13 protein-coding genes, 1 tRNA gene, 3 rRNA genes, 1 pseudogene and 1 riboswitch are annotated in these 19,871 nt (G+C 54.7%); of the genes and pseudogenes, 12 read left to right on the top strand and 6 right to left on the bottom strand.

From position 1 onward, the window contains the following. Positions 1-64: 64 nt before the first annotated feature. Entirely contained in the window at positions 65-253 is a 189-nt protein-coding gene (locus Q3H59_RS19005; RefSeq protein ID WP_309836353.1) for a DUF1127 domain-containing protein, read from the bottom strand. A gap of 175 nt (positions 254-428) precedes the next feature. On the opposite strand from Q3H59_RS19005, the pseudogene Q3H59_RS19000 reads away from it, so the two are divergent. Beyond that, positions 429-1,884, top strand: a pseudogene (locus Q3H59_RS19000) (PLP-dependent aminotransferase family protein). Positions 1,885-2,037: 153 nt separating this feature from the next. Here the strand turns inward: Q3H59_RS19000 and thiE are convergent. The 3 genes from thiE to rsd form a co-directional block, all read right to left on the bottom strand. Continuing rightward, positions 2,038-2,685: a thiamine phosphate synthase gene (thiE, locus tag Q3H59_RS18995; RefSeq protein ID WP_110868437.1), complete on the bottom strand. Its 648-nt coding sequence runs from the start codon at positions 2,683-2,685 to the stop codon at positions 2,038-2,040. Continuing rightward, positions 2,682-4,604, bottom strand: coding sequence for a phosphomethylpyrimidine synthase ThiC (gene thiC, locus Q3H59_RS18990; RefSeq protein ID WP_309836352.1), 1,923 nt, complete (start codon positions 4,602-4,604; stop codon positions 2,682-2,684). The genes thiE and thiC overlap by 4 nt, the downstream gene beginning before the upstream one ends. A 90-nt stretch (positions 4,605-4,694) precedes the next feature. Beyond that, positions 4,695-4,795: riboswitch (TPP riboswitch) on the bottom strand. 235 nt (positions 4,796-5,030) lie between these two features. Then, positions 5,031-5,537: a sigma D regulator gene (gene rsd / locus Q3H59_RS18985; RefSeq protein WP_101763024.1), complete on the bottom strand. Its 507-nt coding sequence runs from the start codon at positions 5,535-5,537 to the stop codon at positions 5,031-5,033. Positions 5,538-5,625: 88 nt separating this feature from the next. Here rsd and nudC point away from each other — a divergent pair, with 88 nt between their 5' ends. The 6 genes from nudC (at position 5,626) to Q3H59_RS18955 (ending at position 10,024) form a co-directional block, all read left to right on the top strand. Further along, entirely contained in the window at positions 5,626-6,399 is a 774-nt protein-coding gene (gene nudC, locus Q3H59_RS18980) for an NAD(+) diphosphatase (RefSeq protein WP_110868440.1), read from the top strand. 39 nt (positions 6,400-6,438) lie between these two features. Further along, positions 6,439-7,506: a uroporphyrinogen decarboxylase gene (gene hemE / locus Q3H59_RS18975; protein ID WP_137384933.1), complete on the top strand. Its 1,068-nt coding sequence runs from the start codon at positions 6,439-6,441 to the stop codon at positions 7,504-7,506. Between the two features lie 2 nt (positions 7,507-7,508). Continuing rightward, positions 7,509-8,177: a deoxyribonuclease V gene (gene nfi, locus Q3H59_RS18970; protein WP_309836748.1), complete on the top strand. Its 669-nt coding sequence runs from the start codon at positions 7,509-7,511 to the stop codon at positions 8,175-8,177. Positions 8,178-8,239: 62 nt separating this feature from the next. Continuing rightward, positions 8,240-8,830: a YjaG family protein gene (locus Q3H59_RS18965; RefSeq protein ID WP_110868442.1), complete on the top strand. Its 591-nt coding sequence runs from the start codon at positions 8,240-8,242 to the stop codon at positions 8,828-8,830. A 188-nt stretch (positions 8,831-9,018) separates the two neighbouring features. Continuing rightward, entirely contained in the window at positions 9,019-9,291 is a 273-nt protein-coding gene (gene hupA / locus Q3H59_RS18960; RefSeq protein WP_007886275.1) for a nucleoid-associated protein HU-alpha, read from the top strand. A 67-nt stretch (positions 9,292-9,358) separates the two neighbouring features. After that, positions 9,359-10,024 carry a DUF1481 domain-containing protein gene (locus tag Q3H59_RS18955; protein ID WP_309836347.1) on the top strand — a complete coding sequence of 222 codons (666 nt, stop codon included), beginning with the start codon at positions 9,359-9,361 and terminating at the stop codon, positions 10,022-10,024. Positions 10,025-10,068: 44 nt separating this feature from the next. Here Q3H59_RS18955 and purD read toward each other — a convergent pair whose 3' ends face one another. Both purD and purH read right to left on the bottom strand, forming a co-directional pair. Further along, positions 10,069-11,349, bottom strand: coding sequence for a phosphoribosylamine--glycine ligase (gene purD, locus Q3H59_RS18950; protein WP_309836346.1), 1,281 nt, complete (start codon positions 11,347-11,349; stop codon positions 10,069-10,071). 18 nt (positions 11,350-11,367) lie between these two features. Then, complete coding sequence (gene purH / locus Q3H59_RS18945) at positions 11,368-12,957, bottom strand: bifunctional phosphoribosylaminoimidazolecarboxamide formyltransferase/IMP cyclohydrolase (RefSeq protein ID WP_309836344.1); 1,590 nt, start codon at positions 12,955-12,957, stop codon at positions 11,368-11,370. Between the two features lie 630 nt (positions 12,958-13,587). On the opposite strand from purH, the gene Q3H59_RS18940 reads away from it, so the two are divergent. From Q3H59_RS18940 to metA, 5 genes are all read left to right on the top strand, one after another. Beyond that, a 16S ribosomal RNA gene (locus tag Q3H59_RS18940) occupies positions 13,588-15,127 on the top strand. Between the two features lie 88 nt (positions 15,128-15,215). Beyond that, a tRNA-Glu gene (locus tag Q3H59_RS18935) sits at positions 15,216-15,290 on the top strand. A gap of 215 nt (positions 15,291-15,505) precedes the next feature. Then, positions 15,506-18,410 (top strand): 23S ribosomal RNA (locus Q3H59_RS18930). 101 nt (positions 18,411-18,511) lie between these two features. Continuing rightward, positions 18,512-18,627, top strand: a 5S ribosomal RNA gene (rrf, locus tag Q3H59_RS18925). Together the 16S, 23S and 5S rRNA genes with 1 tRNA gene alongside form the textbook arrangement of a ribosomal RNA operon. Before the next feature lie 295 nt (positions 18,628-18,922). Further along, positions 18,923-19,852, top strand: coding sequence for a homoserine O-succinyltransferase (gene metA / locus Q3H59_RS18920; protein ID WP_101763126.1), 930 nt, complete (start codon positions 18,923-18,925; stop codon positions 19,850-19,852). Positions 19,853-19,871: the final 19 nt, after the last annotated feature.

The following is a 19,871-nucleotide window of genomic DNA, read 5'->3' as shown; positions in this document are numbered from 1 at the left end:
CGTCTGCTAAAGCTGACCAATAAAAAACCCTGCTTCGGCAGGGTTTTTTTTCGTCTTCATTTTGTCAGAACTTGCGGCAGACATCTTCGCGTGTCAGTCCGATATCACGCAGCTGGTTATCACTCAGTTTTGACAGGATGCGGTGAGTTTCACGCCGTGCTTTCCAGTGTTTAACCATACGCACTACGCCGCGGAAGATATCCAGTAAAGTGACATCAAAAGGTTTAGCCGCGCGGTTTTGATCGAATTCCATAATCCTTGCCCTCAGTAGGTTGCCTGAGAAGCATTGTCTTATTCCCACGCATTATGATACAGACGCAAAAAACACTTATCTTTAACATACAGATTGCCTTAAGGTGGATCTGAATGGTAATAATGAGGTCTATCTGTACTGGTTTATTATGATTGATGGCTGAGTGAGGCATACGATGACGCGCTACCAACATTTAGCATGTTTGCTTTCGGATCGTATAGAGCAAGGGCTGTACCGCAGCGGCGAGCGCTTGCCGTCGGTGCGCACGCTGAGTCTTGAACACGGCGTGAGTATCAGCACCGTTCAGCAGGCATATCATCTGCTGGAAGAGAAACAGCTGATTGTGCCGCAGCCACGTTCCGGATATTTCGTTGCAACACGCAAAGCGACGCCGCCGATGCCGGCCATCACCCGACCTGCACAGCGTCCGGTGGAAATCACGCAGTGGGAATCGGTGCTGGAGTTGCTCAGCAGCCGAACTAATAACGATGTGTTGCAACTCGGCAGCGGTATGCCTGATCTGACCCAGCCCACGTTGAAACCGCTGTGGAAAATTCAAAGCCGTATGGCGCAGAAGCAGGATATCGATCAGCTCAACTATGACAGTTTGCTGGGTGTCGCGGCACTGCGCGAACAGGTTGCGCGCCTGACGATCGACAGCGGTTGTCAGCTCACGGCAGACGATATCGTGATCACCACCGGCTGCCATGAAGCGTTGTCGATCTCGATTCGTGCGATATGTCAGGCTGGTGACATCATTGCGGTGGAGTCGCCGACTTTCCACGGCACCATGCAAACTCTGCGCGCGCTTCGGCATTCGCGCCATTGAGATTCCTACCGATTCGGTTACCGGCATCAGCCTGGAAGCGCTGGAACTTGCGTTCGAACAGTGGCCGATTAAAGCGGTGGTGGTGGTGCCAAACTGCAATAATCCGCTGGGCTTTATCATGCCGGAATCTCGCAAACGTGCGCTGGTGACGCTGGCACAGCGTTTCGATGCCGCGATTATTGAAGACGATGTGTACGGCGAGCTGGCGTGGGAGTATCCGCGTCCGGTTACCCTTAAGTCATTGGATCACGATGGACGGGTATTGCTGTGCAGTTCCTTCTCCAAGACGCTGGCGCCGGGGCTGCGTGTCGGTTGGGTGGCGCCGGGACGCTATCGCGATCGCGTGCTGCATATGAAATATATCAGCACCGGATCGACGGCCACCCAGCCGCAACATGCGGTCGCCGAGTTTATTCGTCTTGGTCATTATCTGCCGCATTTGCGGCGCATGCGTCAGGTGTATCAACGCAATTATGAAACCTTTAGCTGCTGGGTACGCCACTACTTTCCGTGTGGGATTTGTGTGTCGCGTCCGCAGGGCAGTTTCCTGATGTGGATTGAATTGCCAGAGGCATTTGACGCGGTCAGGCTCAATACCGAATTGCGTGAGCTGAACATGCAGGTTGCCGTCGGCTCGCTGTTTTCGGCCTCGGGTAAGTATCGCAACTGCTTGCGCCTGAATTATGGTTTGCCAATGAATGAGCACACAGAGCAGGCGATAGCTCAACTCGGCGCAGCGGTAGAACGTGCCATGCTGGCTTGTAGTCATGGATCCGTGCATACCTCCTCCCTGATCACGTGAAGAAAGGCAGGGCTGGGAGAGGTTGAGACCAGCCCTGGCCCGCTGCAAGCGACAGCGGGCAGGCACACTTTAGTCTTGTCAGGAAATGACGCCAGCCCCTACATCACGCTGCTGCGCGGCAGATTCCAGCGTTTCATCTTTACTTGCCGCGCATTACACTGCTTCTGCAGGTTCGATTCCATTTTCCACCAGTGACAGTAACTGCTGCGTTGCTGCGCGCCAGTCGGCGGCCTGGGTAATCGCGCTCACCACCGCAATGCTGCCCACGCCGGTAGCCAGCACTTCCGGCACGCGCGCCAGTGAAATACCGCCAATCGCCACGGTTGGCACATTCTGCAAACGCGCCAGGTGGCGTTTCAATTCCACCACGCCTTGCGGCGCAGAAGGCATATCTTTGGTTTGCGTAGGATAGATGTGGCCAAGCGCAATGTAAGAAGGGCGCAGCGCCAGAGCCCGATCTAACTCGGCATCGTCATGCGTCGATAAACCCAGGCGCAATCCCGCCTCGCGAATGGCCGCCAGATCGGCTACATCGAGATCTTCCTGGCCGAGGTGCACGCCATAAGCGTGATATTTAATGGCTAAGCGCCAGTAATCATTGATAAACAGGCGAGCGCGATACTGTTTGCCGAGTGCAATCGCCTCGCGCACCGCATCTTCCACCTCGTAATCTTCACAATCTTTGATGCGCAGCTGTATGGTGCGCACACCGGCTTCCAGCAAGCGCGCGATCCATTCCACGCTATCAACAACCGGATACAGCCCCAGCTTTGAGGCTGTGGCAGGAAAGGCGTCGGTCATACATTTTCCTCTTTAAGGGTATCGGCAGCGTGATAGATCTCGCCGCCACGATTGCGGAAGGCGTTCAACATTTGCGCCATACCCATCTCAATCGGCTGGGCTTCAGCCTGTTGGCGGGCGGCAAACTCACGCACTTCCTGGGTAATTTTCATCGAGCAGAATTTCGGGCCGCACATCGAGCAGAAGTGCGCCACTTTTCCCGATTCCTGCGGCAGGGTTTCATCGTGATAGGCGCGTGCGGTGTGCGGATCGAGCGCCAGATTGAACTGATCTTCCCAGCGGAATTCAAAACGCGCTTTCGACATCGCATTGTCACGGATCTGCGCACCGGGATGACCTTTCGCCAGATCCGCCGCGTGCGCAGCGATCTTGTAGGTGATCAGCCCTTGCTTCACATCCTCTTTGTTCGGCAAACCGAGGTGCTCTTTCGGCGTCACGTAACACAGCATGGCGCAGCCGAACCAGCCAATCATGGCCGCGCCGATGCCGGAAGTGAAATGGTCATAGCCGGGCGCGATATCGGTGGTGAGCGGGCCAAGCGTGTAAAACGGGGCTTCGTGACAATGCTCAAGCTGTTCGGTCATATTGCGTCGAATCATCTGCATGGGCACATGGCCCGGACCTTCAATCATCACCTGCACATCGTATTCCCAGGCGATTTTGGTCAGTTCGCCCAGCGTATGCAGTTCGGCAAATTGCGCCTCATCGTTGGCATCCTGAATCGAGCCGGGACGCAGGCCGTCGCCCAGTGACAGCGCCACATCGTAGGCGGCACAAATTTCACAAATCTCGCGGAAGTGCAGATAGAGGAAATTTTCGGTGTGATGCGACAGGCACCATTTCGCCATAATCGAGCCACCGCGCGACACAATGCCGGTCAGGCGTTTGGCCGTCATCGGCACATAGCGCAGCAGCACGCCAGCGTGAATAGTGAAGTAGTCAACGCCTTGTTCCGCCTGCTCCAGCAGCGTGTCGCGGAAAATCTCCCAGTTGAGATCTTCTGCAATGCCGTTCACTTTCTCCAGCGCCTGATAAATCGGCACCGTACCAATCGGCACCGGACTATTGCGCAAAATCCACTCACGCGTTTCATGGATATAGCGGCCGGTTGAGAGATCCATCACAGTGTCTGCGCCCCAGCGCGTTGACCACACCAGCTTCTCCACTTCCTCTTCAATAGATGAGCTCACCGCAGAGTTGCCAATGTTGGCATTCACTTTCACCAGGAAGTTGCGGCCGATAATCATCGGTTCGGATTCGGGATGATTGATGTTCGAAGGGATGATGGCGCGCCCATTGGCGACTTCCTGACGGACAAATTCCGCGGTGATATTTTCTGGCAGATTGGCACCAAAGCTGTGACCCGGATGCTGCTGTAACAGCACTTCACCGCGAATACGCTCGCGGCCCATGTTTTCACGCAGCGCGATAAACTCCATCTCCGGCGTGATGATGCCCTGACGCGCATAGTGCAGTTGGGTAACCCGGCGACCCGCTTTGGCACGGCGCGGTTGCGGCAGCTGCTCAAAACGCAGATGGTCCAGGCCTTCATCCGCCAGACGCTGCTGCGTGTAACGGGAACTCAGCTGGTGGATGGTTTCGCTGTCGTCACGTTCTTCGATCCAATTGGCACGCAGCCTGTCGAGTCCCTGATGCACATTAATGGTGGCTTGAGGATCGCCATAAGCCCCGGCGGTGTCGTAAACCGGCACCGCTTCATTTGGCTCATAGTGCGGATTCTCTTTGCTGCCGCCTATGTGCGTTGGACTGAGCTGTATCTCACGCATCGGCACGCGAATATCCGCGCGGCTGCCGGTGATCCAGATACGTTTGGAGTTGGGGAAAGCGGTTCCCTGCAGGGAATCGATAAATTCTTGCGCTTGAGCGCGTTGTTCACGACGAGAAGTTTTAGCAGACATAGCAAGTTTCCGGTAACGGTTGGAAGTTGCTTGTCCAGAGTTCGGAAGGAGTAACAGGTACGGTGCCGGGCGCCAGCATGCACCGTGCTGATAATGTCTACTCTTGTTCCCTTCGCAGGTACTAACCTGATCAGGTTCCGCGGATCCCGAATTAACGGTCTCAGCCCCAGAGGGCACTCCGACAAGTTGGTGTTTTGTGGTTTAAGCTACTTTGCTTGCCATTTTGCACCTGGGCAGTGCTCGTGACCGTCACGTACTACGTGTACGCTCCGGTCCCTGCGCGCTGTCCGAGTGCAAACTGGCTGCGCACGCTACGCTTAAACCGCAAAATTTGCCTTTTGATTGTTGTTAAAGAAGACAATAAAAAAGCCCATTCAGCATAAGAGGGCTTTTCTTGAATAACAAGTTTTTTACATCTTCATTAGATTAAGCCGGGCGGGCAATGGCGCTATCGTTGGCAACCGGCGGAAGCGCCAGCTGGTTGTCCCAGGCGAGTTGCACCAGCTTATCTTCCAGCGTGAAGCGCGATTCCAGCACCTCGCCGACTTCGGAGAGCGCGGTTTGAAAATCCACGCAATTATCATCGTTAATCGCTTGCTGCAGATGGCTATCGTAGAGCTGCATGATGCGATCGGTATTCGCCTCCAGTGCCGGATAAATCTGCGCAGCGACGAATAAGGGGCTATCACCCTGCATCTCACTAATGATGTGTTCATACACGCTGAAATGGCCGGTGGAAAGGTAATCCACCAGGTTGTGACAAAATGCGTCCAGCGCCTGTTCATCCAGCGTGGATAACGCATCTTTTTGTGGCTTCATGCCAATAAGCTCGTAGTAAGTGACGAGCAGCTGTCGACGGGCGCGCAGCCATGAATCAACCAATTCATTTCCGCCGCCTACACGCTCTGTCAGGTTATCTAACTGGTTAAGCATATGGGGCTCCAGGTAGGTTATAGTTGTTTATTACACACTTAATATTAGGATTTCAGCGTGCGATTTGACGCTAAGGACAACGATTAAGATGCAACGTGAGATCTCAAGCTTAGACGCTGGATGGTGGGTTGTCAGCCATGAGCAAAAACTTTGGTTGCCGCAGGGCGAATTGCCGCATGGCTTAGCCAGCGATTTTGGCCTCAGCGGCAGCAACGCGATTTTGATCGGCGAGTGGCAGGGCGAGAATGTCTGGCTGGTACGTGAATCGCGTCCGGACAGCATGGGCTCCGTGCGCCAACTGATTGATGAGGATGTCGGCCTGTTCCAAATCGCCGGACGTGGCGTGCAGCTGGCGGAGTTTTACCGCTCGCATCGCTGGTGCGGCTATTGCGGCCATGAGATGCACATCAGCAAACGCGAATTTGCCTGCTTGTGCAATCACTGCCGCGAGCGTTATTACCCGCAAATTGCGCCGTGCATCATCGTGGCTATCCGCCGTGGCGATGAGATCCTGCTCGCCAATCATGCGCGTCATCGTAACAATATCTACACCGTGCTGGCGGGCTTTGTCGAAGTGGGCGAAACCTTAGAACAAGCGGTGGCGCGGGAGGTGATGGAGGAGAGCAACGTGCGGGTGAAAAACGTGCGTTACGTTACCTCGCAGCCGTGGCCGTTCCCGCACTCTCTGATGATGGCGTATATGGCGGAATATGACGGCGGCGATCTGCAACACGACGGCAAAGAGCTGCTGGATGCCGGCTGGTATCGCTACGACGATCTGCCGCTGTTGCCGCCGCCCGGCACGGTGGCGCGTCGCCTGATTGAAGATACCGTTGCCCTGTGTCGCGCCAGCGCGGCGTGAAAATGCTACACTGCCGGCCTTAGCATGAGAGAGCCCATTATGAGTGAACTGAAGAACGATCGTTATCTGCGCGCCCTGTTACGTCAGCCGGTAGATGTCACACCGGTATGGATGATGCGACAAGCCGGGCGTTATTTGCCGGAGTACAAAGCCACGCGCGCTGAAGCCGGTGATTTTATGTCGCTGTGTAAGAATGCTGAGCTGGCGTGTGAAGTCACGCTGCAACCGCTGCGTCGCTATGCGCTGGATGCGGCAATTCTCTTCAGCGATATCCTCACCATTCCGGATGCGATGGGACTTGGGCTCTACTTTGAGACCGGCGAAGGCCCGCGTTTCTCCAATCCGATCACCTGCCGTGCGGATGTCGACAAGCTGCCGGTGCCGGATCCAGAGCAAGAACTCGGTTATGTGATGAACGCGGTGCGTACCATTCGTCACAACCTGAAAGGCGAAGTGCCGCTGATCGGTTTCTCCGGCAGCCCGTGGACGCTGGCAACCTACATGGTTGAAGGCGGCAGCAGCAAAGCGTTTACCAAAATTAAAAAGATGATGTACGCCGAGCCGCAAACCCTGCATAAGCTGCTGGATAAGTTGGCAGACAGCGTGATTCTTTATCTCAATGCGCAGATCAAAGCTGGCGCGCAGTCGATCATGGTGTTCGACACATGGGGCGGCGTGCTGACCGGACGCGACTATCGCGAATTCTCGCTCTATTACATGCATAAAATCGTCGATAGCGTGCTGCATGAGAATGAAGGTCGCCGCGTTCCTATTACGCTGTTCACTAAAGGTGGCGGCCAATGGCTGGAAGCGATAGCGGCGACCGGCTGCGATGCGCTGGGACTCGACTGGACCACCGATATCGCCGATGCGCGTCGTCGTGTGGGTGATAAAGTGGCGCTGCAGGGCAACATGGATCCTTCCATGCTGTATGCACCGCCTGCGCGCATTGAGCAGGAAGTCGCCGGGATTCTCGAAGGTTTTGGCACTGGCGAAGGTCACGTGTTTAACCTGGGCCACGGCATCCATCCTGATGTGCCGCCTGAGCATGCTGGTGCGTTTGTTGAAGCGGTGCATCGTCTGTCACGTCCGTATCATCAGGGCTGATGATGGATTTAGCCGCACTACGCCAGGAACAGTTACAGCGCGCTGCTGATGTGGTGCGGCAGGATGATTTCGATGTGCTGCCGCCACGCTTTATTGGTGGTGCCGACGTGGGATTTGAACAGGGCGGCGAGATCACGCGCGCGGCTCTGGTTATCCTCGAGTATCCATCCTTAACGCTGGTGGAACACCGGATTGCGCGCGTGGCCACCACCATGCCCTATATTCCGGGCTTCTTATCCTTCCGCGAAATGCCGGCGCTGCTGGAAGCCTGGCAGCAGCTCTCCCGGTTGCCCGATCTGCTGTTTGTGGATGGCCACGGTATTTCCCATCCCCGTCGGCTTGGCGTGGCGGCGCATTTCGGTTCGCTGGTGGATGTGCCCACCATTGGCGTGGCGAAGAAGCGTTTGTGTGGGCGTTTTGCTGAGCTGGACGCCGAGCCAGGCAGCCGTCAGCCGCTGCTCGACAAAGGCGAACAGATTGGCTGGGTATGGCGCAGTAAAGCGCGCTGTAATCCGCTGTTTATCTCGACCGGCCATCGCGTCAGCATGGATAGCGCATTGCAATGGGTGGAAGCCTGTACTGCGGGCTATCGTTTGCCGGAACCGACGCGTTGGGCGGATGCTGTCGCCTCCGGACGCCCGGCCTTTCTGCGCTGGCAAAACACGCCTTAACGCTGTTTGTGCCCGGCTTTTGCGGTACACTGCCGCCAGCTAACCTATTGAGAGTAAGTTTGATGTTACAGAATCCCGTCCATTTGCGTCTGGCGAAGCTTGAAAGCTGGCAGCATATGACTTTCATGGCCTGCCTTTGCGAGCGTATGTTCCCCAACTATTGGGCTTTTTGTCAGCAGACCGCATTCGCCGATCCGCAACTCTATCGCCGCATCCTCGATCTCATCTGGGAAAGCCTGACGGTCAAAGATGCCAAAATCAATTTCGACGGTCAGCTGGAGAAATTTGAAGCGGCGATCCCTGATGGTGACGATTTTGAGGTTTACGGTGTACATCCGGCGATTGATGCCTGCGTGGCCTTGAGTGAACTACTGCATGCACAGCTCAGCGGCGAAACGCTGGAGCACGCCGTGGAAGTCAGCCGTACATCGATCACCACCGTGGCGATTCTGGAAATGACGCAGGCCGGTCGCGAAATGACCGACGAAGAGCTGCGCGGAAATCAGGCTGTCATCGATGAATGGGACCTGCAGTGGGAGATTTTCCGCCTGCTGTCAGAGTGCGAGGAGCGCGACCTTGAATTGATTAAAGGCCTGCGTGCAGACCTGCGCGAAGCGGGAATCAGTAACATCGGTATACTTTTTCAGCAATAAGGCAAGAAAACGTGACTTCAGGCCCGAATTACCGCGCCTGGAGGCTTCACATCAGCCCCCAGTCTGGTCTACATTTGGGGGGCTGAAAATTGTGGCTATCGGTGCGTGCCGGCTGAACAAGGTCTGAGAATGGCTTTTCCCTCGCACTCGTTGCTTAGCAAGCGATAAATACACTTTAAGGATAACTTATGAACAAGACTCAACTGATTGATGTGATCGCAGAGAAAGCTGACCTGTCTAAAACCCAGGCTAAGACTGCGCTGGAATCTACCCTGGCTGCGATCACTGAGTCTCTGAAAGAAGGTGATGCTGTACAACTGGTTGGTTTTGGTACTTTTAAAGTGAACCACCGCGCTGAGCGTACCGGTCGCAACCCGCAGACTGGCAAAGAGATCAAAATTGCAGCAGCTAACGTGCCAGCGTTCGTTTCAGGCAAAGCTCTGAAAGACGCTGTTAAGTAAGTTCCGCATTGCGGTTTAGCTTTAAAAGAGGGGGCGTTAGCGCCCCTTTTTGTTGCCGGGACCTGCCATGCTGAATTCAATTCCTCAGCGCGTTTGCGCCCTGTTATTTGCTGCGCTGCTGACGGGCTGTAGCTCCACTCCTGAACTTCCTGCCTTCACGGCGAGCGGCTATCTGGCCGACCGCGGCACCGTGCGCATCTGGCGCAAGAATAGCGACCATCAAGTTGTTCACCTGCGCACGGTCTTCACACCGTTTAATGGCGATGCGATGGAAACCACTGACTACAATTGGCAGCAGCAGAAGCTGATTAGTGTCGAACGGCGCGTCGCGGGTGCACAGCCGGATGATGTCACCTTACGCTTCGATCATCAGGGCAATCTCAATTTCATGCAGCGCCAGCTGGCGGGGCGACGTGAAGCGGTCAGCGCTGATAGCGTTGAGCTATATCGCTTCGATGCGCAGCGCATGCTGGATCAGAGCAATGCGTTGCTCGCAGGCCGCGTATTACTGCGTCAGGGCCATTGGCTGGGTGGCAATCAGGTGCGTGAGTGCGATGACAAGCTGGTGAATGTGGCCTTTGATCGCGACACGCTGTATACGCTAGGTCGCCAGCAGCAGAGCCATACTGCGCCATTGATGGTGTCGTGGCTGGAAGCGCCGGAAGGTGTGCAGCTGCTGCGTGCTACGCCGGATGACGAATGCAGCTGGCAGCCAAAAGAGAGTGATTTCTGACAGGTGGAAAAGAGAAGGGGCACCTGCTGTGCCCCTTTGCGTACTTATTTGCGGTTAATCGCGCGGTAGCCGATATCGCGGCGGCAGAAGCTGCCATCCCATGAGATATGCTGCGCCAGCGCATATGCGTTCTTTTGCGCATTGGCAACATCGTCGCCCAGTGCGGTCACGCACAGTACGCGACCACCGTTGGTGACCACCAGATCGTCCTTCATGGTGGTGCCAGCATGGAACACTTTGCCATCCGGTACTTCTTCCAGCGGCAGACCGTGAATCTGATCGCCCGTGTTGTAATCGCCCGGATAACCACCCGCCGCTAACACCACGCCGAGAGAGGGACGCGGATCCCACTGCGAGGTTTGCTGATCCAGCTTACCGTCGGTCGCCGCCAGACACAGCGCCACCAGATCCGACTGCAGGCGCAGCATGATCGGCTGAGTTTCCGGATCGCCGAAGCGGCAGTTAAATTCGATCACTCTTGGCTGACCGGCTTTATCGATCATCAAACCGGCATACAGGAAGCCTGTATAGATGTTGCCTTCTGCTTTCATACCGTTAACGGTTGGCCAGATGATCTGATCCATCACGCGCTGGTGGATCTCATCGGTTACCACGGGCGCCGGAGAATATGCGCCCATGCCGCCGGTATTTGGACCGGTATCGCCATCGCCGACACGTTTGTGATCCTGGCTGGTGGCCATCGGCAGCACATTGTTGCCGTCGACCATCACGATAAAGCTGGCCTCTTCGCCATCGAGGAACTCTTCAATCACGATACGGTGACCAGCATCGCCGAACGCATTGCCAGCCAGCATATCCTGCACAGCGGCTTCCGCTTCCGCCAGTTCCATCGCCACGATCACGCCTTTACCGGCCGCCAGACCGTCAGCTTTGATCACGATCGGTGCGCCTTTCTCACGCAGATACGCCAGCGCAGGCTCCACTTCGGTAAAGTTCTGATATTCAGCGGTTGGAATCTGCTGACGTGCCAGAAAATCTTTGGTGAACGCCTTTGAGCCTTCCAACTGGGCAGCGGCTTGCGTTGGGCCAAAGATCTTCAGGCCTGCAGCACGGAACGCATCAACTACGCCAATTACCAGCGGTGCTTCCGGACCAACGATGGTCAGATCGATCTTTTCCTGCTGAGCAAAAGCCAGCAGCGCGGGAACGTCGGTGGCGCTGATTGCCACGTTTTGCAGAGCCGGCTCGAGTGCGGTGCCCGCATTGCCAGGCGCGACAAATACTGTTTCCGCCAGTGGCGATTGTGCCGCTTTCCATGCCAGCGCGTGTTCACGTCCGCCATTACCAATCACTAAAATTTTCATCTGTACTGCTCCCAACAATTAATGGCGGAAATGACGCATGTCGGTAAAGATCATCGCGATGCCGTGCTCATCAGCGGCGGCAATCACCTCATCATCACGGATTGAACCGCCCGGCTGAATCACGCAACTGATACCGACAGCCGCAGCGGCGTCGATACCGTCGCGGAACGGGAAGAAGGCATCAGACGCCATCGCGGACCCTTTCACTTCCAGACCTTCGTCACCGGCTTTGATACCGGCAATTTTGGCCGAGTAAACGCGGCTCATCTGGCCGGCGCCAATGCCGATGGTCATGTTGTCACGTGCGTAGACGATGGCGTTGGATTTAACGAACTTCGCCACTTTCCAGCAGAACAGCGCATCACGCAGTTCCTGCTCAGTTGGCTGACGTTTGCTGACAACGCGCAGCTGACTGGCATTGACCATGCCCAAATCGCGATCCTGAACCAGTACGCCGCCGTTAACGCGTTTGAAATCCAGCGCCGCAACGCGACCTTGCCACTGACCACACACCAGAACGCGCACGTTCTGCTTGGCCGCGGTAATTTTCAGTGCCGCTTCGCTGGCGGATGGCACGATGATCACTTCAACAAACTGACGGCTGATGATCGCCTGCGCAGTGGCTTCGTCAAGCTCGCGGTTAAAGGCGATGATGCCACCGAAAGCGGAAGTCGGATCGGTTTTGTAGGCACGCTCATAAGCGTCAAGAATCGAACCGCCAACTGCCACGCCGCATGGGTTAGCGTGTTTGACGATCACACAAGCGGCTTCGTCGAACTCTTTCACGCATTCAAGTGCGGCATCGGTATCGGCGATATTGTTGTAAGAGAGCGCTTTGCCCTGAACCTGCTGCGCAGTGGCCACTGAAGCTTCAGCAACATTCTCTTCTATATAGAAGGCAGCATCCTGATGGCTGTTCTCGCCGTAACGCATATCCTGCTTCTTAATGAAGTTGAGGTTCAGCGTGCGCGGGAAGCGGCCAGCCGGTTCTTTGCTGTCGCTGTGATAAGCCGGCACCAGGCTACCGAAGTAGTTGGCGATCATGCTGTCGTAGGCGGCAGTGTGTTCGAAAGCTTTGATAGCCAGATCGAAACGCGTTTCCAGCGTGAGCGAGTTTTCGTTGGCATCCAGCTCGGCAATGATCGCTTCGTAATCGCTGCTCTTCACCACGATCGCCACGTCTTTGTGGTTCTTCGCCGCTGAGCGAACCATGGTTGGGCCACCGATATCGATGTTCTCAACCGCGTCAGCTAATGAGCAATCAGGTTTGGCAACGGTTTGTGCGAAGGGATAGAGGTTGACGACCACCATGTCGATTGGGTTGATGGCGTGTTCAGCCATGATCGCATCATCCTGACCACGACGACCCAAAATGCCGCCATGCACTTTCGGGTGCAGCGTTTTGACGCGTCCATCCATCATTTCCGGGAAACCGGTGTAGTCAGAAACTTCGGTGACGGGCAAGCCCGCATCTGCCAGCAGACGTGCGGTACCGCCTGTGGAGAGCAGCTCAACACCACGACTGGAGAGTGCCTGAGCAAATTCGAGGATACCGGCTTTGTCAGAGACACTGAGTAGAGCGCGGCGTACAGGACGACGTTGTTGCATGGTGGTTTTATCCCTTGGCTTTGTTTCGCGTAAAAAAGAGCGTTACATCAAGCTTAGTGTCTCTCTTCTATATAGAAGGAAACGCTTGCCTCATGTAACGCCCCAAAAGGGGCATCCTTGACGTCGCCGGGCATTGTAGCGAAAACGTTTGCGTGATGCTCGCCTAAATTCATTTGTGCGGCAGAGTGTGGATAACACTGTGTGTAACTGCGTATAAGGCGGGGTTTTGCTGTGGAATGCAGCGAACGGTTGTTTTTATTGAATTTAGCGGTTGCGTGCTGAGAACAACTCCCTATAATGCGCATCCATCAACACGGCACAACGGTTTACGAAGTGCGGTGTTGGTGAGGAAGATTCGATAAGAACTTCCGCCGGATGAAAACGCTGAAAAAAGTGTTTGACTCCGAAGGAGAGTAGCGTAGTATACGCCACCTCGCGACAGGCGGTTCAGCCGCTGTTCGCAACGCTCTTTAACAATTTATCAGACAATCTGTGTGGGCACTCGCAGGATTGATATCCGCGTCTCCGGACGCAAAAAAATATCAAAGCCTCACGAGTGAACACATAATGAAATTCATTATGACGTTTTACAGATGAGCATCGCTGAACTGGTTTCAGCAAATCAAACTTAAATTGAAGAGTTTGATCATGGCTCAGATTGAACGCTGGCGGCAGGCCTAACACATGCAAGTCGAACGGTAGCACAGAGAGCTTGCTCTCGGGTGACGAGTGGCGGACGGGTGAGTAATGTCTGGGAAACTGCCCGATGGAGGGGGATAACTACTGGAAACGGTAGCTAATACCGCATAACGTCGCAAGACCAAAGTGGGGGACCTTCGGGCCTCACACCATCGGATGTGCCCAGATGGGATTAGCTAGTAGGTGGGGTAATGGCTCACCTAGGCGACGATCCCTAGCTGGTCTGAGAGGATGACCAGCCACACTGGAACTGAGACACGGTCCAGACTCCTACGGGAGGCAGCAGTGGGGAATATTGCACAATGGGCGCAAGCCTGATGCAGCCATGCCGCGTGTATGAAGAAGGCCTTCGGGTTGTAAAGTACTTTCAGCGGGGAGGAAGGCGGTGAAGTTAATAGCTTCACCGATTGACGTTACCCGCAGAAGAAGCACCGGCTAACTCCGTGCCAGCAGCCGCGGTAATACGGAGGGTGCAAGCGTTAATCGGAATTACTGGGCGTAAAGCGCACGCAGGCGGTCTGTCAAGTCGGATGTGAAATCCCCGGGCTTAACCTGGGAACTGCATTCGAAACTGGCAGGCTGGAGTCTTGTAGAGGGGGGTAGAATTCCAGGTGTAGCGGTGAAATGCGTAGAGATCTGGAGGAATACCGGTGGCGAAGGCGGCCCCCTGGACAAAGACTGACGCTCAGGTGCGAAAGCGTGGGGAGCAAACAGGATTAGATACCCTGGTAGTCCACGCCGTAAACGATGTCGACTTGGAGGTTGTTCCCTTGAGGAGTGGCTTCCGGAGCTAACGCGTTAAGTCGACCGCCTGGGGAGTACGGCCGCAAGGTTAAAACTCAAATGAATTGACGGGGGCCCGCACAAGCGGTGGAGCATGTGGTTTAATTCGATGCAACGCGAAGAACCTTACCTACTCTTGACATCCAGAGAACTTAGCAGAGATGCTTTGGTGCCTTCGGGAACTCTGAGACAGGTGCTGCATGGCTGTCGTCAGCTCGTGTTGTGAAATGTTGGGTTAAGTCCCGCAACGAGCGCAACCCTTATCCTTTGTTGCCAGCGGTTCGGCCGGGAACTCAAAGGAGACTGCCAGTGATAAACTGGAGGAAGGTGGGGATGACGTCAAGTCATCATGGCCCTTACGAGTAGGGCTACACACGTGCTACAATGGCGCATACAAAGAGAAGCGACCTCGCGAGAGCAAGCGGACCTCATAAAGTGCGTCGTAGTCCGGATCGGAGTCTGCAACTCGACTCCGTGAAGTCGGAATCGCTAGTAATCGTAGATCAGAATGCTACGGTGAATACGTTCCCGGGCCTTGTACACACCGCCCGTCACACCATGGGAGTGGGTTGCAAAAGAAGTAGGTAGCTTAACCTTCGGGAGGGCGCTTACCACTTTGTGATTCATGACTGGGGTGAAGTCGTAACAAGGTAACCGTAGGGGAACCTGCGGTTGGATCACCTCCTTACCTGAAGATACCTTCCCGCGAAGTGCTCACACAGATTGTCTGATAGAAAGTAATGAGCAAGACGGCTGCGAAGTCGTGACACTATCGTGTCCCCTTCGTCTAGCGGTTAGGACTCCGCCCTTTCACGGCGGCAACAGGGGTTCGAATCCCCTAGGGGACGCCACTTGCTTGGTGACAGGTGAAAGGTGTCTCCACGACGTATCTCAAACGAAGCTTACGAGCTGCGTCTGAGATACTGCTCTTTAACAATCCGGAACAAGCTGAAAATTGAAACGACGTATCGTCTTCATTCTCCGTAATAAGAATGAAGCGGCGATATGTTCGAGTCTCTCAAATGCTTGCAGTCTGCGCGCGTTGCAAAACGCCTGTGGGTTGTGAGGTTAAGCGACTAAGCGTACACGGTGGATGCCCTGGCAGTCAGAGGCGATGAAGGACGTGCTAATCTGCGTAAAGCGTCGGTAAGGTGATATGAACCGCTACAGCCGACGATGTCCGAATGGGGAAACCCGGTGCACCCAGTGCATCATCGCAACATGAATACATAGTGTTGCGAGGCGAACCCGGGGAACTGAAACATCTAAGTACCCGGAGGAAAAGAAATCAACCGAGATTCCCCCAGTAGCGGCGAGCGAACGGGGAACAGCCCAGAACCTGAATCAGTTTGTGCGTTAGTGGAAGCGTCTGGAAAGTCGCACGATACCGGGTGATAGTCCCGTACACGAAAGTGCACAGATTGTGAGTTCGAAGAGTAGGGCGGGACACGTGGTATCCTGTCTGAATATGGGGGGACCATCCTCCAAGGCTAAATACTCCTGACTGACCGATAGTGAACCAGTACCGTGAGGGAAAGGCGAAAAGAACCCCGGCGAGGGGAGTGAAACAGAACCTGAAACCGTGTACGTACAAGCAGTGGGAGCCTCTTTAATGGGGTGACTGCGTACCTTTTGTATAATGGGTCAGCGACTTATATTCTGTAGCAAGGTTAACCGTATAGGGGAGCCGCAGGGAAACCGAGTCTTAACTGGGCGTTAAGTTGCAGGGTATAGACCCGAAACCCGGTGATCTAGCCATGGGCAGGTTGAAGGTTGGGTAACACTAACTGGAGGACCGAACCGACTAATGTTGAAAAATTAGCGGATGACTTGTGGCTGGGGGTGAAAGGCCAATCAAACCGGGAGATAGCTGGTTCTCCCCGAAAGCTATTTAGGTAGCGCCTCGTGAACTCATCTCCGGGGGTAGAGCACTGTTTCGGCTAGGGGGCCATCCCGGCTTACCAACCCGATGCAAACTGCGAATACCGGAGAATGTTATCACGGGAGACACACGGCGGGTGCTAACGTCCGTCGTGAAGAGGGAAACAACCCAGACCGCCAGCTAAGGTCCCAAAGTCATGGTTAAGTGGGAAACGATGTGGGAAGGCACAGACAGCCAGGATGTTGGCTTAGAAGCAGCCATCATTTAAAGAAAGCGTAATAGCTCACTGGTCGAGTCGGCCTGCGCGGAAGATGTAACGGGGCTAAACCATGCACCGAAGCTGCGGCAGCGACACTATGTGTTGTTGGGTAGGGGAGCGTTCTGTAAGCCGTCGAAGGTGTGCTGTGAGGCATGCTGGAGGTATCAGAAGTGCGAATGCTGACATAAGTAACGATAAAGCGGGTGAAAAGCCCGCTCGCCGGAAGACCAAGGGTTCCTGTTCAACGTTAATCGGAGCAGGGTGAGTCGACCCCTAAGGCGAGGCTGAAAAGCGTAGTCGATGGGAAGCAGGTTAATATTCCTGCACTTGGTGTTACTGCGAAGGGGGGACGGAGAAGGCTAGGTTATCCGGGCGACGGTTGTCCCGGTTTAAGCGTGTAGGCTGATACCTTTGGTAAATCCGGGGTATCTTAAGGCTGAGGCGTGACGACGAGCCACCACGGTGGTGAAGTAACTGATGCCCTGCTTCCAGGAAAAGCCTCTAAGCTCCAGGTAACACGAAATCGTACCCCAAACCGACACAGGTGGTCAGGTAGAGAATACCAAGGCGCTTGAGAGAACTCGGGTGAAGGAACTAGGCAAAATGGTGCCGTAACTTCGGGAGAAGGCACGCTGTCATCAGGTGAAGTCCCTCGCGGATGGAGCTGAAGGCAGTCGAAGATACCAGCTGGCTGCAACTGTTTATTAAAAACACAGCACTGTGCAAACACGAAAGTGGACGTATACGGTGTGACGCCTGCCCGGTGCCGGAAGGTTAATTGATGGGGTTATCCGCAAGGAGAAGCTCTTGATCGAAGCCCCGGTAAACGGCGGCCGTAACTATAACGGTCCTAAGGTAGCGAAATTCCTTGTCGGGTAAGTTCCGACCTGCACGAATGGCGTAATGATGGCCAGGCTGTCTCCACCCGAGACTCAGTGAAATTGAAATCGCTGTGAAGATGCAGTGTACCCGCGGCAAGACGGAAAGACCCCGTGAACCTTTACTATAGCTTGACACTGAACATTGAGCCTTGATGTGTAGGATAGGTGGGAGGCTTTGAAGCGTGGACGCCAGTCTGCGTGGAGCCAACCTTGAAATACCACCCTTTAATGTTTGATGTTCTAACGTAGGCCCGTAATCCGGGCTGCGGACAGTGTCTGGTGGGTAGTTTGACTGGGGCGGTCTCCTCCCAAAGAGTAACGGAGGAGCACGAAGGTTGGCTAATCCTGGTCGGACATCAGGAGGTTAGTGCAATGGCATAAGCCAGCTTGACTGCGAGAGTGACGGCTCGAGCAGGTGCGAAAGCAGGTCATAGTGATCCGGTGGTTCTGAATGGAAGGGCCATCGCTCAACGGATAAAAGGTACTCCGGGGATAACAGGCTGATACCGCCCAAGAGTTCATATCGACGGCGGTGTTTGGCACCTCGATGTCGGCTCATCACATCCTGGGGCTGAAGTAGGTCCCAAGGGTACGGCTGTTCGCCGTTTAAAGTGGTACGCGAGCTGGGTTTAGAACGTCGTGAGACAGTTCGGTCCCTATCTGCCGTGGGCGCTGGAGAATTGAGGGGGGTTGCTCCTAGTACGAGAGGACCGGAGTGAACGCACCACTGGTGTTCGGGTTGTCATGCCAATGGCACTGCCCGGTAGCTAAGTGCGGAAAAGATAAGTGCTGAAAGCATCTAAGCACGAAACTTGCCCCGAGATGAGTTCTCCCTGACCCCTTGAGGGTCCTGAAGGGACGTTGAAGACTACGACGTTGATAGGCCGGATGTGTAAGCGCAGCGATGCGTTGAGCTAACCGGTACTAATGACCCGTGAGGCTTAACCTTACAACGCCAGAGGCGTTTTGGTCTGAGAGACCAGAGATTTTCAGCTTGTTTACGGACTGGTCTGCGGCGCCTGAGAGGGGCTGCAGACGAAACAGAATTTGCCTGGCGGCTTTAGCGCGGTGGTCCCACCTGACCCCATGCCGAACTCAGAAGTGAAACGCCGTAGCGCCGATGGTAGTGTGGGGCCTCCCCATGCGAGAGTAGGGAACTGCCAGGCATCAAATAGTGAAGAAGCCCCGGACGAGAGTCCGGGGTTTTTTTGCGTCTGAAATCAGCTAAAATCGCATAGAATAGAGCGATTCAGTGTATGAAAATCACGCAAATTTCATCTCAAACTTCCATTTCAAGAAGCTAATCCAGCATAAATACGCCACGACTTATCCCAAATCCCATTAAAGCTGAAACATTTTCATAAATCGCATGAAGACTCGACATTCCCGACATAACACGTTAATGTCGGGCATCTGGATGTCTAAACGTTTATACGGTTATCAGTAAGAGGTGAGTAGGTTATGCCAATCAGGATTCCCGACGAATTACCGGCAGTGAATTTTTTGCGTGATGAAAACGTCTTTGTCATGACGTCGTCGCGCGCCAGTGTTCAGGAGATCCGTCCGCTAAAAGTGCTGATTCTTAACCTGATGCCAAAGAAGATTGAGACAGAAAATCAGTTCCTGCGTCTGCTCTCTAACTCACCGTTGCAGATTGATGTGCAGCTGCTGCGCATTGATAGTCGCGAGTCGCGCAACACGCCGACGGAGCATCTGAACAACTTCTACTGCAACTTCGAAGACATCCAAAACGATAACTTCGATGGACTGATTGTGACCGGCGCGCCGCTGGGATTGGTCGATTTCAATGATGTCGCTTACTGGCCGCAGATTCAACGCGTACTGCATTGGGCGAATGAACACGTTACCTCCACGCTCTTTGTCTGTTGGGCGGTTCAGGCGGCACTCAACATTCTGTATGGCATTCCTAAGCAGACGCGGCAGAACAAATTGTCCGGTGTTTATGAGCACCAAATCCTGCATCCCCACGCCTTACTAACGCGCGGTTTTGACGACAATTTCCTGGCCCCGCATTCGCGCTATGCTGATTTTCCGAGCCAGCTGATCCGCGATTACACCGATCTCGAGCTATTTGCCGAATCGGAATCCACCGGCGCATATCTGATGGCGAGCAAAGACAAGCGCCTGGCGTTTGTCACCGGCCACCCTGAGTACGATGCGCTGACGCTCTCGGGTGAGTATCATCGCGATTACGATGCTGGCCTGCAGCCGGACGTGCCGTTCAATTACTTCCCGCACGACAACCCAGAGCTGCCACCGCGCGCCACCTGGCGCAGCCACGGCAACCTGCTGTTCTCCAACTGGCTGAACTACTACGTTTATCAGATCACGCCGTTCGATCTGCGCCGGATGAATCCAACACTCGAATAGATCAAACACCTCGTTTGAT

The sequence above is a fragment of the Pantoea sp. SORGH_AS_0659 genome (genome assembly GCF_031453915.1).
GTDB classification, from domain to species: domain Bacteria; phylum Pseudomonadota; class Gammaproteobacteria; order Enterobacterales; family Enterobacteriaceae; genus Pantoea; species Pantoea leporis.
The sequence above is the reverse complement of the archived record's forward strand: the minus strand, read 5'-3'. Positions and strand labels throughout refer to the sequence as shown.